The following is a 15,932-nucleotide window of genomic DNA, read 5'->3' as shown; positions in this document are numbered from 1 at the left end:
CGGTAACCAACGGTGCGAAGCTCAGAACGGCCAGCCGAGCACCGGCCAGCCCACGACCGCGTCCACCGCGAGCATCACGAAGACCAAGCACAGGTAGGTGTTGGAGAGGTGGAACACGCCCATCGGCTTGTACTCCGCTCCCCTGCGCACCTGCGAGTGCAGCCGGTGCACCGCGGCCAGGAACCACGCCCCGGCGATCACCGCACAGGCCGCGTAGAGCCAGGAGGTGCCGGGGATGAGCACCAGCGCGCACAGCGCCATCGCCCAGGAGTAGAGCACGATCCGCAGCGTGACCTGGCGCGGCGAGGCCACCGAGGGGAGCATCGGGACTCCCGCGTTCGTGTAGTCCTCGCGGTACTTCATGCCGAGCGCCCAGGAGTGCGGCGGCGTCCAGAAGAAGATCACCCCGAACATCACGAAGGCCTGCCAGCCGACCGTCCCGGTCACCGCGGACCACCCGATCAGCACCGGCATGCAGCCACAGATGCCGCCCCACACCACGTTCTGCGAGGTGCGGCGCTTGAGCCACATCGTGTAGACGAGCACGTAGAACGCGATCGCGGCGAGGGTGAGCACCGCGGAAAGCAGGTTCGTGGTCAGCCACATGCCCCCGACCGCGAGCGCGCCGAGCACGATCGCGAAGATCAGCGCGCTGCGCTTGGACACGGTGTCGTTCACGATCGGGCGTTTCGCGGTCCGCTTCATCACCGCGTCGATGTCGGCGTCCACGACGCAGTTGAAGGCGCCCGCCGAACCCGCGGCGAGGGCGCCGAACGCGACGGTGGCCACGACCAGCCACAACGCGGGCACTCCGCGCTGGGCCAGCAACATCGAGGGGATCGTCGCCACCAGCAGCTGCTCGATGATGCGCGGCTTGGTCAACGCCAAGTACTTCAGGAAAACGTCCTTGGGGCTGCGCTGACCACCCGGCCTGGTTTCGACAATCGCAGTCACGGCACGCACCGCGCGGCGATCACAGACAACATGCGGCTCCTTGTGGCAGTTCGGGACGCATGGCGCACGAATCGAGCACCAGCGAACACAGCCGATGGTAGTCGCGGACGTTTCCCGCGTGACGCGTGGGGCACGCGTAACGCCGCACACAATTGGCCTGGCCACACGGGCACACCAGGGGCGGGATTAGGGTGGAACGTGACAAGGCAGTCACGGCCGCGTAGCCGTAACCGAGGCACAGTTTCGAAAGAGTGGGAGCCGAATCTCCGTGTCCAGTGTTGATCGAATCACCAGCCTAACCACGCCGAACCTGCCAGCGGACTGGACCGAGCTCGACAGTCGCGCCGTCGACACGATCCGCGTGCTCGCCGCGGACGCGGTGCAGCACAAGGGCAACGGGCATCCCGGGACCGCGATGAGCCTCGCCCCGACGGCCTACGCGCTGTTCCAGCGGGTGATGCGGCACGACCCGAGCGACCCCGAATGGATCGGCCGCGACCGGTTCGTGCTCTCCTGCGGGCACTCCAGCCTCACCCTCTACCTGCAGCTGATGTTCTCCGGCTACGGGCTCGAGCTCGCCGACATCCAGCAGCTGCGTCAGTGGGGTTCCAAGACCCCCGGCCACCCCGAGTGGCGGCACACCGCCGGTGTCGAGATCACCACCGGCCCGCTCGGTCAGGGGCTCGCCTCCGCGGTCGGGATGGCCATGGCCGCCCGCCGGGAGCGCGGCCTCTTCGATCCCGAGGCACTGCCCGGTGACTCCCCGTTCGACCACCAGGTCTACGTGCTCGCCTCGGACGGTGACATCGAGGAGGGCGTGACCTCCGAAGCCTCGTCCATCGCGGGCACCCAGGGGCTCGGCAACCTCACGGTCATCTACGACGCGAACCAGATCTCCATCGAGGACGACACCACGATCGCGCTCTCCGAGGACACCCGCGCCCGGTACGAGGCCTACGGCTGGCACGTGCAGGAGGTCGAGGGCGGGGAGAACGTGGCCGGGCTGCTCGCCGCGCTCGAGGCCGCGAAGGCGGAGACCCAGCGCCCCAGCTTCATCGTGCTGCGCACCGTGATCGGCTACCCGGCGCCGAACCTGATGGACACCGGCAAGGCGCACGGCGCCGCGCTCGGCGCCGAGGAGGTCGCCGCGGTCAAGAAGGCGCTCGGCTTCGACGAGTCCGCCGAGTTCCCGGTCGAGGACGCGGTGCTGGAGCACGCCCGCCAGGTGGTCACCCGCGGCCGGAACACGCACGCCGCCTGGCAGGAGTCCTTCGACTCCTGGGCGAAGGCGAACCCGGAGCACAAGGCGCTGTTCGATCGGCTGCACTCCGGCGAGCTGCCCGAGGGCTGGGCCGACGCACTGCCCACCTGGGAGGCCGACGAGAAGGGGCTCGCCACCCGCAAGGCCTCCGGTGCCGTGCTCAACGCGCTCGCCCCGGTGCTGCCCGAGCTGTGGGGCGGCTCGGCCGACCTCGCGGAGTCGAACAACACCACCATGGAAGGGGTCGAGTCGTTCGGCCCCAAGAAGATCTCCACCGGGATGTGGCAGGCCGCCGAGTACGGCCGCACGCTGCACTTCGGCATCCGCGAGCACGCCATGGGCTCGATCCTCAACGGGATCGCGCTGCACGGTCCGACCCGGCCGTACGGCGGCACCTTCCTGATCTTCTCCGACTACATGCGCCCCGCCGTCCGGCTCGGCGCGCTGATGGGCACCACGCCGGTCTACGTGTGGACCCACGACTCGATCGGCCTCGGCGAGGACGGCCCGACCCACCAGCCGATCGAGCAGCTGGCCGCGCTGCGCGCCATCCCGAACCTCTCCGTCGTCCGTCCGGGTGATGCGAACGAGACAGCGGCCGCCTGGCGTGCGACGCTCGAGTGGCGCGAGGGCCCGGTCGGGATCGCCCTTTCCCGCCAGAACCTGCCCACCCACGCGCAGACCGCGGCGAAGGCGACCGAAGGAGTCAAGCGTGGCGGCTACGTGCTCGAGGACACCGAATCCACCCCGGACGTGATCCTCATTGCCACCGGTTCCGAACTGCAGCTCGCCGTGGCCGCGCGGAAGAAATTGGCTGAACAGAACGTTTCAGCTCGTGTGGTGTCCATGCCCTGTGTCGAGTGGTTCGACGCCCAGGACGCCGAGTACCGCGAGTCGGTCCTGCCCAAGGATGTGACCGCGCGGGTCGCCGTCGAAGCGGGTATCGCGATGCCGTGGCACCGGTTCGTCGGCGATCGCGGGCGCATCGTCGGCATCGAGCACTTCGGCGCCTCCGCCGACTACGCGACGCTCTTCGAGCAGTTCGGGATCACCACCGAGGCCGTCGTCGACGCGGCGAACGCCTCCCTCAACAACGCGAACTAGGAGGACGAACATGACGGACAAACTCGCCGAACTCTCCGGGCTCGGGGTGTCCATCTGGCTCGACGACCTGTCCAGGGAACGACTGGACAGCGGCAACCTCGCGGCGCTGATCCGGGACAAGCACATCGTCGGGGTCACCACGAACCCGACGATCTTCGCCGGGGCGCTGAGCAACGGGGCGGCCTACGACGCGCAGGTGCGCGAGCTCTCCGCGCGCGGCGCCGACGTGGACGCGGCCGTCCGGGAGATCACCACCACCGACGTGCGCAACGCCGCGGACCTGTTCCGGGACGTCTACACCGCGACCGACGGGGTCGACGGGCGCGTCTCCATCGAGGTCGACCCGCGGCTGGCCAGGGACACCGAGGCCACCGTGGCACAGGCCAAGGACCTGGCCAAGACGGTGGACCGGCCGAACGTGCACATCAAGATCCCGGCCACCCCGGAAGGGCTCCCGGCGATCACCGCGGTACTGGCCGAGGGCATCAGCGTCAACGTCACGCTGATCTTCTCGGTGCAGCGCTACCGCGAGGTGATGGACGCGTTCTTCGCCGGGCTCGAACAGGCCAAGGCCAACGGGCACGACCTGCGCGGCATCCACTCGGTCGCCTCCTTCTTCGTGTCCAGGGTGGACACCGAGATCGACGCCCGGCTGGACGCGCTCGGCTCCAGCGAGGCCAGCGCGATGCGTGGCAAGGCGGCCATCGCCAACGCCCGGCTCGCCTACGCGGCCTTCCAGGAGGCGTTCGCCACCGACCGCTGGAAGGCGCTCGCCGCCGAGGGTGCGCACGCGCAGCGCCCGCTGTGGGCCTCGACCGGCGTGAAGGACCCTGCCTACTCCGACACCCGCTACGTCGACGAGCTGGTCGTCACCGACTCGGTGAACACCATGCCGGAGAAGACGATCGAGGCGGTCGCCGACCACGCCGAGCTGAACGGGGACACCGTCACCGGCACCGCGGACCAGGCCCAGCAGGTCTTCGACGCGCTCGCCGGTCTCGGCATCGACATCGACGACGTGTACACGGTCCTGGAGAACGAGGGCGTGCAGAAGTTCGACAAGTCCTGGGCCGAGCTGCTCGAGACGGTGACCACGCAGCTGCAGAAGGCGGGGGCATGACCGAAGTACAGATCCTCGACGACACCCTCGCCGAGCAGGCGAGCCAGACCGCGGCCCAGCTCGCCGCCGAACGGTTCGCCAGCAAGCTGACCTCCGGGGACGCCACACTGTGGGGGGCCGAGGCGCAGTCCGAGGCGGCCATCCGGCTCGCCTGGACCACGCTGCACGAGACCTCCCGGCCGCTGCTCGCCGAGATCGAGGCACTGCGGGCGGCGTACCTGGACGAGGGCGTCTCCCGCTTCGTACTCGCCGGGATGGGCGGTTCCTCACTGGCTCCCGAGGTGATCACGCAGACCGCTGGCGTGCAGCTGGTCGTGCTGGACACCACGGACCCGCAGCAGGTCGCCGACGCCCTCGCGGGTGAACTGCAGCGCACCGCGGTGATCGTGTCCTCCAAGTCCGGCGGCACGGTGGAGACCGACTCGCACCGGCGGATCTTCGAGGCCGCGTTCACCGAACAGGGCATCGACGCCGCCTCGCGCATCGTGGTGGTCACCGACCCCGGCTCGCCGCTGCAGCACCTCGCCGAAGAAGCCGGATACCGCAAGGTGTTCCTCGCCGACCCGCACGTGGGCGGCCGGTACTCGGCGCTGACCGCCTTCGGGCTGGTGCCCGCCGGTCTGGCCGGTGCGGACATCGCCGGGCTGCTCGACGATGCGGCGGACGCGGCCAAGGAGCTGTCCGCGGACGCGGCGAGCAACCCCGCCCTGCTGCTCGGTGCGGCGCTCGGCAACGCGCACAGCGCCGGTGCGGAGAAGGTCGTACTGGCCGACAACAATTCCGGGATCACCGGTTTCGCCGACTGGGCCGAGCAGCTGATCGCCGAGTCGACCGGCAAGAACGGCACCGGGCTGCTCCCGGTCGCGGTGGAGAGCCCGGAAGCGCCCGGGTTCGCCGACGCGGGCGCGGACGCCACCCCGGTCGCGCTGGGCCAGCCCACCGGTGCCGCGAAGCTGGCCACCGCGGGCAGCCTCGGCGGGCTGATGCTGCTGTGGGAGTACGCCACCGCGGTCGCGGGCAAACTGCTCGGCATCAACCCGTTCGACCAGCCGGATGTGGAGGCCGCCAAACAGGCCGCACGGGACCTGCTCGGCAAGCCCTCCGGCGCCGGCGAGGAGGCCAGCCCGAACTTCGTGGTGGACGAGGTCGAGGTGTACGCCTCCGGGGACTGGATCGGCCAGGCGCGCAGCCTCACCGAGGCGATCAAGGCGCTGCTGGACGCCGCGCCGGAGGCCGGTTACCTCTCCGTGCAGGCCTATCTGGACCGGATCGACGATGCCTCGGCCGCCGTGCTGCGCGGTGAGCTCGCCGCCCGCAGCGGACTGCAGACCACCTTCGGCTGGGGTCCCCGGTTCCTGCACTCCACCGGCCAGTACCACAAGGGCGGCCACCAGAACGGAGTGTTCCTGCAGATCACCGGCGCGAACGCGGACGACCTGGATGTGCCGGAGCAGCCGTTCACCCTCGGCGGACTGCAGCACGCGCAGGCGCTCGGGGACGGTTCGGTGCTCGCCGCGCACGAACGTCCGGTGCTCCGCCTGCACCTCACCGACCGGCTCGCCGGTCTCTCCGCGATCGCCGCGGCGATCGGAGGACTCGCCTGATGGCGGCGGCTCAGCGCAAGAACCCGCTCCGGGACGAACGGGACAAGCGGCTGCCACGCATCGCGGGCCCGTGCAGCGTGGTGATCTTCGGGGTCACCGGTGACCTGTCCCGCAAGAAGCTCATGCCGGCCATCTACGACCTCGCCAACCGGGGCCTGCTGCCGCCCGGCTTCGCGCTCGTCGGGTTCGCCCGCCGTGACTGGGAGGACGAGGACTTCGGCCAGGTCGTGTACGAGGCGGTCAAGGAGCACGCGCGAACCCCGTTCCGCCAGGAGGTGTGGGACCGGCTCGCCGAGGGCTGCCGCTTCGTGCAGGGCAGCTTCGACGATCCGGAGGCGTTCCACACCCTCGCGCGCACGGTCAAGGAACTCGACGAGGAGCGGGGCACCGGAGGCAATCACGCCTTCTACCTGTCCATCCCGCCGGGCGCCTTCCCCACGGTGCTGCAGGGCCTGCAGACCAGCGGACTCACCGATCAGGAAAGCGGCGGCTGGCGCCGGGTCGTGATCGAGAAGCCGTTCGGGCACGACCTGCGCTCGGCCAAGGAGCTCAACGGGATCGTCAACGAGGTCTTCCCCGAGGAGTCGGTGTTCCGCATCGATCACTATCTCGGCAAGGAAACCGTGCAGAACATCCTGGCCGCGCGGTTCGCGAACCAGTTCTTCGAGCCGATCTGGAACGCGAACTACGTGGACCACGTGCAGATCACCATGGCCGAGGACATCGGCCTCGGTGGCCGCGCCGGGTACTACGACGGAATCGGCGCCGCCCGGGATGTCATCCAGAACCACCTGCTGCAGCTGATGGCGCTGACCGCGATGGAGGAGCCGCTCTCCTTCTCCCCGCGCGCACTGCGTGCCGAGAAGGCCAAGGTGCTCAACGCCGCGCACGCGGTGACCCCGTTCGAGGAGACCACCGCGCGCGGGCAGTACCTCGGCGGCTGGCAGGGCGGCGAGAAAGTGCCCGGACTGCTGCAGGAGGGCGGTTTCGCCAAGGACTCGGTCACCGAGACCTACGCGGCGATCACCGTGGCCGTGGACAACCGCCGCTGGGCCGGGGTGCCGTTCTATCTGCGCACCGGTAAGCGGCTCGGCCGCAGGGTCACCGAGATCGCGGTGGTGTTCAAGCGCGCACCGCACCTGCCGTTCGACGACACCTCCACCGAGGAACTCGGGCAGAACGCGCTGGTGTTCCGGGTGCAGCCGGACGAGGGCGTGACCATGCGGTTCGGCTCCAAGGTGCCGGGCAACGCCATGGAGGTCCGGGACGTGACCATGGACTTCTCCTACGGGCACGCGTTCACCGAGTCCTCCCCCGAGGCGTACGAGCGGCTGATCCTGGACGTGCTGCTCGGCGAGCCCTCGCTGTTCCCGGTCAACGAGGAGGTCGAGCTCTCCTGGGAGATCCTCGACCCGGTCCTCGCGCACTGGGCGGCGAACGGCAAACCCGAGGGATACCGCGCGGGCAGCTGGGGCCCGGAGAGCGCCAACGAGATGCTCGCCCGCAACGGACACGAATGGAGGCGGCCGTGATCATCGATATGCCCTCCACCAACACCTCGCAGGTCAACGCGAAGCTCGTGGAACTGCGCGAGGCCGGTGGGATGACCACCCTCGGCCGGGTCCTCACCCTGGTCATCGCCACCGAGGACGGACAGCAGACCGAGGAGGCGATCGACGCCGCGAACGACGCCAGCCGCGAGCACCCCTGCCGCGTGCTGGTGGTCGCCAGGGGCGCGAAGCGGGCTGCGGCACGGTTCGACGCCCAGATCCGGATCGGCGGGGACGCGGGTGCCTCCGAGGTGGTCGTGCTCCGCCTCTACGGCCCGCTCGCCGACGAGGGCGCCAGCTGTGTGGAGCCGCTGCTGCTCCCGGACGCGCCGATCGTGGCCTGGTGGCCGTTCGACGCGCCCGCGGTCCCCGCGACCGACCCGATCGGGCGGCTCGCCGACCGGCGGATCACCGACTCGGCGAACACCAAGCGCCCGATCAAGGCGCTCGAGCAGCGCGCCGCCTCGTACACCGACGGGGACACCGATCTGGCGTGGACCCGGCTGACCTCCTGGCGGGCGATGCTCGCCTCGGCGCTGGACCTGCCACCACACGAGAAGGTCACCGGGGCGACCGTGACCGGGGCCGCGGACTCGCCGTCCACGGATCTGCTCGCCGCCTGGCTCGCCGAATCCCTGCGGGTACCGGTGCGCCGGGTCAAGGCGAACAAGGGCGGGGGCATCGGCTCGGTGTCCCTGCAGCGCCGCTCCGGGCCGGTCGACCTGGTCCGTCCGGACGGCAAGACGGGCACCCTCACGCAGCCGGGCCAGCCCGAGCGCAAGGTCGCCCTGCAGCGGCGCAAGGTGAACGAATGCCTCGCCGAGGAGCTGCGCAGGCTCGACGCGGACGAGATCTATGCGGACGCGCTGCGCCGCTGGCGCAAACTGAACACCGCCAAGTCCGGCGCGAAGACGGCACGCAAACCGAAGGCCGGCGCTTCGTGAGCAGTACGGCCGCCGGGCCGGTCCTCCGGTAGTGGCCGCCGTGGACCGACACCTCGCCGAGGATCTGCGCGCCCTGCCCGCACTGCTCGAGGAGGGCGAACGGTACGCCGTCGGGGTGCTCGGCGAGCTCACCGAGCACCCCGCGGGCAGCACCGGCCCGGCACCCGATCCCGTCCCGGTTCCGGAGACCGGGATCGGTGCCCGGGCCGCGCTCGCGGAGTTCGCCGCGCGCTGGGCCCCGGGATTCTCCGGCAGCGCCGGTCCCCGGTATCTGGGCTTCGTCACCGGTGGCGCCACTCCCGCGGCCCTGCTCGGTGACTGGCTGACCGCGGTGTTCGACCAGAACGCCAGCGCGGCCGTCGGTTCGACCGCGGTGGACCTGGAACGCGAGACGGTGACCTGGCTCGCGGACCTGTTCGGCCTCGGGTCCGCGCACACCGGGACCTTCGTCAGCGGGGCGACCATGTCGAATCTGCTCGGGCTCGCCGTCGGCCGGGAATGGCTCGGGGAACGCGCCGGCGTCTCGGTGACCGAGGACGGGGCCGATGCGCTCGGGCCCGTTCCGGTGCTCTCCGGAACCCCGCACTCGAGTGCCGGGAAGGCGCTGTCCGTCCTCGGGATCGGCAGGCGCCGGCTGCGCACGGTCCCGGCTCTGCCCGGCAGGGAGGCCGTGGACCTGGACGCACTCGAGTCCGCGCTCGCCGGACTGGCCGGGCGGCCCGCGATCGTGATCGCGAACGCGGGCACCGTGAACACCGTCGACTTCGACGATCTCGCCGGGATCCTGGCGCTGCGCGAGCGCTATCCGTTCTGGCTGCACGTGGACGCGGCCTTCGGTGGTTTCGCCGCTCTCTCCCCCGCGCATGCCGCGCTGCTCACCGGACTGGACGCGGCCGATTCGGTCTGCGTGGACCTGCACAAGTGGCTCAACGTGCCCTACGACTCGGCCGTCGCGTTCACCCGGCGCCCGGATTTGCAGCGGGCGGTGTTCCACAACGCGGCCGCCTATCTCGGCGCACCGGGCGCGAACCCCGACCCGATGCACCTGGCACCGGAGAACTCGCGCCGGTTGCGCGCCCTCGCCGCCTGGTTCGGCCTGCGGGCCTACGGCAGGAAGGGGCACGCGGAGATCGTGCGGCGTACCTGCGCGCTCGCGCACTCCCTCGGCGCGGCGCTCGAACAGCGCCCGCACTGGCGGCTGTTGTCCCCGGTGCGGCTCAACGTCGCCTGCTTCACCCTGGCCGAGAGCCCGAGCCGGGAACGCCTGGACGCCGTGCTGCACGCGCTGGCCGAGGACGGCACCACTTTCCTCACTCCGACCACCTACGCCGGGGTCCCCGCGTTGCGCGCCGCGTTCAGCAATTGGCGCACCGAACCAGCGGACGTGACTAAGGTGATCGACGCACTCGATCGCGCAGGAGGTTATCGATGACCCGGTCCACCCGCCTGGCCGCCGTCGGCGCGGTCGCCCTCGCGCTGCTCGGCACCGGAGCGGTCCCGGCAGCGGCGAGGCCGGGCAACACGGCGCGGCAGTTCTCCCCGGCCGCCGCCTCCTTCGTCGGCGCGGACACTGTCGCCGAGCGGGTCGCCAGGCTGGAGACCGCGGTGCCGAACCTGCCGCAGGAGACCACCGCCTACGGGGCGAACGCCGTGTGGAACACGGGGATCACCGGCGCCGGTGCCACCGTGGCCACCGTGGTCTCGTTCGGTGACTCTCAGGTGCGCCAAGTGCTCGACGACTACTCCCGCAAACACGGCCTGCCGCCAGCCGACGTGGACGTGCTCTCCCCGTCCGGTCCGGTACCCGCGTGCACGGATCCCGGCGTGGACAAGGAAGCCTGCGAATCCTGGCGCGGTGAGACCGACCTGGATGTGACGATGATCCACGCGATGGCCCCCTCGGCCAAGATCGTGGTCGCCGCTACCCCGGTCGCCGAAACCGAGGGTTTCACCGGGCTCCCGGAGATGATGCACGCGGTCGACTATCTGACCGGGCACCGCATCGCCGATGTGGTCTCGTTCAGCTTCGGTACGACCGAGGAGAACTTCCCCTCGCTGGACTCGATCAAGACCCTGGATCCGGCGCTGCGCCGGGCGAACCGGGCGGGGGTCACCCTGGTCGCCTCGAGCGGGGACGACGGAGCGACGAGTCCGGCGCCGGGCAATCAGGGCGACTATCCGTTCCGCGCGGCGAGCTGGCCAGCCGCGGATCCGCTCGTCACCTCGGTCGGCGGCACCAGCCTCAGCCTGGACGAGAACGGCAGGCGCACCAAGCCCGACGAGCTGATCGACTTCTCCGGCGGCGGCTTCTCCAAGGTGTACAAGCGTCCCGCCTGGCAGGACCGGGTCGCGGACATCACCGGCTCGCCGATGCGGTCCTTCCCGGACATCACGATGAAGGGTGAACAGGGCACCTCGCAGTCCGCTCCCCTGTTCGCGGGCAGCCTCGCGCTCGCCGTGCAGTCGGCGGGCCACCGGCTGGGCCAGATCAATCCGAGGCTCTACCGGCTCGGCGCGCGGGGCACGGAGGCGGGCATCGTCGACATCACCAAGGGCTCCAACGACTACGCGGGCGTGCGTGGATTCCGCGCCGGACCCGGTTTCGACGTGGCGAGCGGCTGGGGCACCCCGGACCTCGCCACATTCGTGCCCGCGCTGAGCGGCACAAGCCCGACCGGTGAAAAAATGGCACCGTGAAACCACAACTACTGACCCACACGAACCGGGAGCAGCTGGCCGCGGCCGCGGCGGCCCGCCTGGTCACCAGGATCGTCGACGTACAGAGCGCACGCGGCAGCGCCGCGGTCGCGCTCACCGGGGGCGGAGCGGGCATCGCGGTGCTCGAACACGTCCGGGACAGCCCGGCGCGGGATGCCGTGGACTGGGCGAAGCTGGACATCTACTGGGGCGACGAGCGGTTCCTCCCGGAGGGCGATCCCGAGCGCAACGCCACCCAGGCTTTCGGCGCGCTGCTCGACCACGTGCCGGTGGATCCGGAGCGGGTGCACGTCATGGCGCCTTCGGACGGCGCCTTCGGCGATGACCCCGAGGCCGCTGCCGCCGACTACGCGCGCATTCTCGCCGAGAACGCCACCCCGGAGGACCACGGCGCGGTACCCCGGTTCGACGTGCTGATGCTGGGCGTCGGCCCGGAGGGGCACGTGGCCTCGGTGTTCCCCGAGTCTCCCGCGGTCTACGAGACCGAGCAGAGTGTGGTCGCGGTGCGCAACTGCCCGAAGCCGCCGCCCACCAGGATCTCGCTGACCCTGCCCGCCATCCGGCACGCGGAGGAGGTCTGGATCGTCACCGACGGCGCGGGCAAGGGACCTGCGGTGGCCATGGCGCTCGCCGGGGCCGGTGAGGTGCAGTTGCCCGCGGCGGGAGCCCTCGGTACACACCGCACCCTCTGGCTCACCGATACCCAGGCCGCGGGCAAGATCGGCGAACGATTCACACTTCCACTTGCGTGAATATGCGCGATCGGACGCACCGACGTTCGCTTTCGCACAGGATTCGGTACGCAATCGTCCCGTCACGGCTTTTTCTCCCTCTCTCTAGGTATCAGCGCAGTACCAGCGAAAGAGGGCACCGTGTCGAACATCTTGAGCGTCCCGGACACGACCGAGCACCCACCGGTGCGATGGCAGGCGCGTCGGCTCAGCCTGCGGTTCGGCGGTGAGCTCGCCTCGCTCGCCGTTCTCGCGCTCGCGCTCGGCTGTGTGGCCGCGACCGCGCCCGTCCTCGGTATCCCCGCAGCCCTCGCGATCTCCGGACTGCTTGCGAGCGCGCTGCTGGTGCTTCGCGCCGTGGCCAAGCACCGGGTGCGCGCTCGGGCCCGGGTGCGCGTGGACCGCCGCGCCGCGGACGCGGCCCGCGCCGATGAGCGCGCCAAGCTCGCCAGGGAGATGCACGACGTGGTCTCGCACCAGGTCACGCTGATCGCGATGCAGGCGGGGGCGCTCCAGGTGGCCGAGGACGCGGACCGGATCCAGATCGCCACCACCATCCGGGAACTCGCCACCACCACACTCACCGAACTGCGCGGGCTGCTCAGTGCGCTGCGCCCGGCCCAGGACAAGACCCTGGACCAGGTGATCGAGCTCGCCGAGCGGCACGGCGCGGAGGTGCAGCTCGACGTAGAGCTCGCGGCGGCCACGGTGAGCGGGCCGGTGGCCAATGCCGCCTATCGCACCGTGCAGGAGGCGCTCACCAACGCGCACAAGCACGCGCCCGGGGCCGGGGTGCTGGTCAGCGTCACGGGTGAGGGTGCCGAACTGGCCGTCACGGTCACCAATACGGCACCCCAGCTCGCACCGCAGGCGATCCCGAGCCCGCGCCTTCCTTCCGGGGGCCATGGCCTGACCGGGCTGCGTGAGCGCGCCGCGGGCATCGGCGGCCGGTTCACCGCCGAGCCCACCGCCACCGGCGGATTCGCCGTCTCGGCCCGATACCCGCTGGCCAGCTGAGCACGTCAAGACAGCGAAAGGCCCTGACCAGGACTGATCTTCCTGGTCAGGGCCTTTCGCGAACTGAAATCTTCTAGCGGCGAAGCCGCCTTTCACCACCCAGCCAACCGGCACCGCGGCGGGTTCTCCAGCGTTTCCTCGCGAGGACAGCACCGCCGTGATGTATGGGGATACCTGAGAAGGTGATCCCGGAGCGGGGAGACGCTGGAGGTTCCGCTACCGGACCAGTATTCAAGTCCCGGAAACCAGTGTTCAGGATTCGCCGCGGCGGGCGCGGAGGCGCTGCAGGGCCTCCTCGAGCAGCGCCTTCCCATCCTCGTCGCTGCGCCGTTCCTTCACGTACGCGAGGTGTGTCTTGTACGGCTCGGCACGCGGGGCCGGTGGTGGCTGTTCCTGGTTCTTCCCGGCGGGCAGTCCGCAGCGGGGGCAGTCCCAGGTCTCCGGAACCTCGGCATCGAGGGCGAAGGATGGCCGTGATTCGTGGTCGTTCGCGCACCAGTACGACACACGCTGCCGTGGTGCCGTCTCACCGCGCTCGGATTCCCCCGTCGGGCCCGAGCCGATCCTGGTCCCCCGAATCGCGTTACCACCGGTCATTGCGTTCTCACTCCGTCAATGTGGCGTGCGTGGATATGGTTGTCGATCAGCCGACGGTGAGCAGCAGTCCGCTGCCGATCACCGCGATCACCCAGACCGCCGCGACCAGCAGCGTGATCCGGTCGAGGTTCTTCTCGGCCACCGAGGATCCGGCGAGGCTCGACTGCATGCCACCACCGAACAGCGAGGAAAGGCCGCCACCACGACCACGGTGCAGCAGCACGAGCAGGATGAGCAGGATGCTCGACACGATCAGAATGATCTGCAGGGCTAATGTCATATGATGTCCGTTTTTCTACTCGCCGTGTATCCAGGATACTCGCAGCCGGGGCGACTCAGGGCAGTGGCCCGCCAGCGGCGAGTGCACACAGCTTCGTGAATTCCTCGGCCTCGAGGCTCGCACCGCCCACGAGTGCCCCGTCGATGTCCCGCTGGGCGACCAGGTCGCCGATGTTCTTCGACTTGACCGAGCCGCCGTAGAGGATCCGCACCCCGGAGGCCGCCTCGCCGTACTTCTCGGTGAGCGCCCCACGCAGCGCGGCGCAGACCTCCTGCGCGTCCGCCGGGGTGGCCACCCGGCCGGTGCCGATCGCCCAGATCGGTTCGTAGGCGATCACCACCCGCTCGGCGACCTGTTCGGCGGTGAGCCCTTTGAGCCCCGCCAGCAGCTGAGCGTTGCAGTGCTCGACGTGCTCACCGGCCTCGCGCACCTCGAGCGGCTCACCGACGCACAGGATCGGGCTGATCTCGTGTTTGATGGCCGCGCGGACCTTCTTGTTGACCAGTGCGTCGTCCTCGGCGTGGTACTCGCGCCGCTCCGAGTGCCCGACGGTGACGAAGGAGCAGCCCAGCTTGGCGAGCATCGAACCGGAGACGTCCCCGGTGTAGGCGCCCGGTTCCTGCGGGGAGAGGTCCTGCGCTCCGTGCGTGATGAGCAGCTTGTCCCCGTCGATGAGGGTCTGCACGCTCCGGATGTCGGTGAACGGCGGCAGCACCGTGACGTCCACCTTGGCGAAGTACTTCTCCGGCAGCGAGAACGCGATCTTCTGCACCAGGGAGAGCGCCTCGAGGTGGTTGAGGTTCATCTTCCAGTTGCCCGCGATCAGCGGTTTGTTGCTCACGATTCCAGAACCTCCACCCCGGGAAGGGCCTTGCCCTCCAGGTACTCGAGCGATGCCCCACCACCGGTGGAGATGTGGCCGAACCCGTCCTCGCCGATGCCGAGCAGCCGCACCGCGGCCGCGGAGTCACCGCCGCCGACCACGGAGAACGCGGAGGAATCCGCGATGGCCTGCGCGACCTCCCTGGTGCCGGAGGCGAACGGGGCGAGCTCGAACACGCCCATCGGACCGTTCCAGAACACCGTGCGCGCCCCGGACAGCACCTCGGCGAACCGCCGGACGCTCTCCGGCCCGATGTCCAGGCCCTTGAGCTCGGCCGGGATCTCGGTGGCGGGAACGGTGCTGGTCTCGGCGTCCGCGGCGATATCCGCGGAGGCGACCACATCGCTCGGCAGGACCAGCTTGTCCCCCGCCTCGGCGAGCAGCCGGGCGCAGGTGTCGATCATGTCCTTTTCCAGCAGCGAACCGCCGACCTGGTGACCCTGTGCGGCGAGGAAGGTGAAGCACATGCCGCCGCCGACGAGCAGCCGGTCGACCTTGGGCAGCAGGGCCTCGATCACGGCGAGCTTGTCGGACACCTTGGAACCGCCGAGCACCACCACGTAGGGGCGCTCGGGTTCCCCGGTGAGCGCGCGCAGCACCTCGACCTCGGCGAGCACCAGCCCGCCCGCGTACGCGGGAAGCCGGGTCGCCAGGTCGAACACCGAGGCCTGCTTGCGGTGCACCACACCGAAACCGTCCGAGACGAAGGCGCCGTCCGCACCGGCGAGCGCGGCGAGTTCCCCGGCCAGCTGGGCCCGTTCGGCGTCGTCCTTGCTGGTCTCCCGCGGATCGAAGCGGACGTTCTCCAGCAGGGCGACCGAGCCCTCGCCGAGTCCGGCCACGACCTCCCGGGCGGAGGCCCCGGCCACGTCACCGGCCAGGGCGACATCCGCACCGAGCAGCTCACCGAGCCGCGCGGCGACCGGCGCGAGCGAGAACGCCGGATCGGGCGCGCCCTTCGGCCTGCCGAGGTGTGCGAGCAGCACGACCTTCGCACCGGCTTCGGTGAGTTTGCGGATGGTGGGCAGCGAGGCGCGCACCCGCCCGTCGTCGGTGATCGTGGCACCGTCGAGCGGGACGTTGAGGTCGGCGCGGACGAGTACCACCCGTCCGCGCGCCCCTTCGGCGAGCAGATCGTCGAGCGTCTTCACTGACTCTCTCCAGTGCCG

At 70.3% G+C, this 15,932-nt stretch carries 14 protein-coding genes; 9 read left to right on the top strand and 5 right to left on the bottom strand.

The features are described from left to right. Positions 1-21 precede the first annotated feature (21 nt). On the bottom strand, positions 22-963 hold the full coding sequence (locus AD72_RS29540) for a heme o synthase (RefSeq protein ID WP_031469908.1): 942 nt from the start codon (positions 961-963) through the stop codon (positions 22-24). Between the two features lie 259 nt (positions 964-1,222). On the opposite strand from AD72_RS29540, the gene tkt reads away from it, so the two are divergent. The 9 genes from tkt to AD72_RS29495 all read left to right on the top strand — a co-directional run bounded on the left by tkt (position 1,223) and on the right by AD72_RS29495 (position 13,003). Continuing rightward, positions 1,223-3,319 (top strand): transketolase, encoded by a 2,097-nt coding sequence (tkt, locus tag AD72_RS29535; RefSeq protein ID WP_031469907.1) that lies wholly within the window; start codon positions 1,223-1,225, stop codon positions 3,317-3,319. Positions 3,320-3,329: 10 nt separating this feature from the next. After that, the gene (gene tal, locus AD72_RS29530; protein WP_031469906.1) at positions 3,330-4,439 is read left to right on the top strand and encodes a transaldolase; all 1,110 of its coding nucleotides are present in this window, start codon (positions 3,330-3,332) and stop codon (positions 4,437-4,439) included. After that, positions 4,436-6,043 carry a glucose-6-phosphate isomerase gene (locus AD72_RS29525; protein WP_031469905.1) on the top strand — a complete coding sequence of 536 codons (1,608 nt, stop codon included), beginning with the start codon at positions 4,436-4,438 and terminating at the stop codon, positions 6,041-6,043. Before tal ends, AD72_RS29525 begins: the two co-directional genes overlap by 4 nt. Further along, positions 6,043-7,575 carry a glucose-6-phosphate dehydrogenase gene (zwf, locus tag AD72_RS29520; RefSeq protein WP_031469904.1) on the top strand — a complete coding sequence of 511 codons (1,533 nt, stop codon included), beginning with the start codon at positions 6,043-6,045 and terminating at the stop codon, positions 7,573-7,575. Before AD72_RS29525 ends, zwf begins: the two co-directional genes overlap by 1 nt. Further along, positions 7,572-8,537, top strand: coding sequence for a glucose-6-phosphate dehydrogenase assembly protein OpcA (gene opcA / locus AD72_RS29515; protein WP_031469903.1), 966 nt, complete (start codon positions 7,572-7,574; stop codon positions 8,535-8,537). The genes zwf and opcA overlap by 4 nt, the downstream gene beginning before the upstream one ends. Before the next feature lie 40 nt (positions 8,538-8,577). Continuing rightward, positions 8,578-9,969: a pyridoxal phosphate-dependent decarboxylase family protein gene (locus tag AD72_RS29510; protein WP_031469902.1), complete on the top strand. Its 1,392-nt coding sequence runs from the start codon at positions 8,578-8,580 to the stop codon at positions 9,967-9,969. Beyond that, a complete protein-coding gene (locus AD72_RS29505; protein ID WP_037347764.1) occupies positions 9,966-11,234 on the top strand; it encodes a S53 family peptidase in 1,269 nt (422 codons plus the stop codon). Before AD72_RS29510 ends, AD72_RS29505 begins: the two co-directional genes overlap by 4 nt. Continuing rightward, positions 11,231-12,007, top strand: coding sequence for a 6-phosphogluconolactonase (pgl, locus tag AD72_RS29500; RefSeq protein WP_031469900.1), 777 nt, complete (start codon positions 11,231-11,233; stop codon positions 12,005-12,007). The genes AD72_RS29505 and pgl overlap by 4 nt, the downstream gene beginning before the upstream one ends. Positions 12,008-12,127: 120 nt before the next feature. Then, complete coding sequence (locus tag AD72_RS29495; RefSeq protein WP_051899139.1) at positions 12,128-13,003, top strand: sensor histidine kinase; 876 nt, start codon at positions 12,128-12,130, stop codon at positions 13,001-13,003. 252 nt (positions 13,004-13,255) lie between these two features. On the opposite strand, the gene AD72_RS29490 is transcribed toward AD72_RS29495, so the two are convergent. From AD72_RS29490 to AD72_RS29475, 4 genes are read right to left on the bottom strand one after another with little or no spacing between them, the layout of a single operon-like run. Next, on the bottom strand, positions 13,256-13,600 hold the full coding sequence (locus AD72_RS29490; protein WP_031469898.1) for an RNA polymerase-binding protein RbpA: 345 nt from the start codon (positions 13,598-13,600) through the stop codon (positions 13,256-13,258). A gap of 46 nt (positions 13,601-13,646) precedes the next feature. Further along, a complete protein-coding gene (gene secG / locus AD72_RS29485; RefSeq protein ID WP_031469897.1) occupies positions 13,647-13,880 on the bottom strand; it encodes a preprotein translocase subunit SecG in 234 nt (77 codons plus the stop codon). 55 nt (positions 13,881-13,935) lie between these two features. Further along, positions 13,936-14,721: a triose-phosphate isomerase gene (gene tpiA, locus AD72_RS29480; RefSeq protein ID WP_031469896.1), complete on the bottom strand. Its 786-nt coding sequence runs from the start codon at positions 14,719-14,721 to the stop codon at positions 13,936-13,938. Beyond that, complete coding sequence (locus AD72_RS29475; RefSeq protein ID WP_031469895.1) at positions 14,718-15,914, bottom strand: phosphoglycerate kinase; 1,197 nt, start codon at positions 15,912-15,914, stop codon at positions 14,718-14,720. The genes tpiA and AD72_RS29475 overlap by 4 nt, the downstream gene beginning before the upstream one ends. Positions 15,915-15,932: the final 18 nt, after the last annotated feature.

Origin of the sequence: Sciscionella sediminilitoris (assembly GCF_000737195.2) — a bacterium.
In the GTDB taxonomy this organism is placed as follows: domain Bacteria; phylum Actinomycetota; class Actinomycetes; order Mycobacteriales; family Pseudonocardiaceae; genus Sciscionella; species Sciscionella sediminilitoris.
This window is presented reverse-complemented; position numbering and strand designations above follow the sequence as displayed.

Excerpts from the sequence above, each read along its gene's own strand:
- tal (WP_031469906.1), top strand. The coding sequence starts at position 3,330 with ATGACGGACAAACTCGCCGAACTCTCCGGGCTCGGGGTGTCCATCTGG.
- secG (WP_031469897.1), bottom strand. The coding sequence starts at position 13,880 with ATGACATTAGCCCTGCAGATCATTCTGATCGTGTCGAGCATCCTGCTC.
- AD72_RS29490 (WP_031469898.1), bottom strand. The coding sequence starts at position 13,600 with ATGACCGGTGGTAACGCGATTCGGGGGACCAGGATCGGCTCGGGCCCG.
- zwf (WP_031469904.1), top strand. The coding sequence starts at position 6,043 with ATGGCGGCGGCTCAGCGCAAGAACCCGCTCCGGGACGAACGGGACAAG.
- AD72_RS29525 (WP_031469905.1), top strand. The coding sequence starts at position 4,436 with ATGACCGAAGTACAGATCCTCGACGACACCCTCGCCGAGCAGGCGAGC.
- AD72_RS29505 (WP_037347764.1), top strand. The coding sequence starts at position 9,966 with ATGACCCGGTCCACCCGCCTGGCCGCCGTCGGCGCGGTCGCCCTCGCG.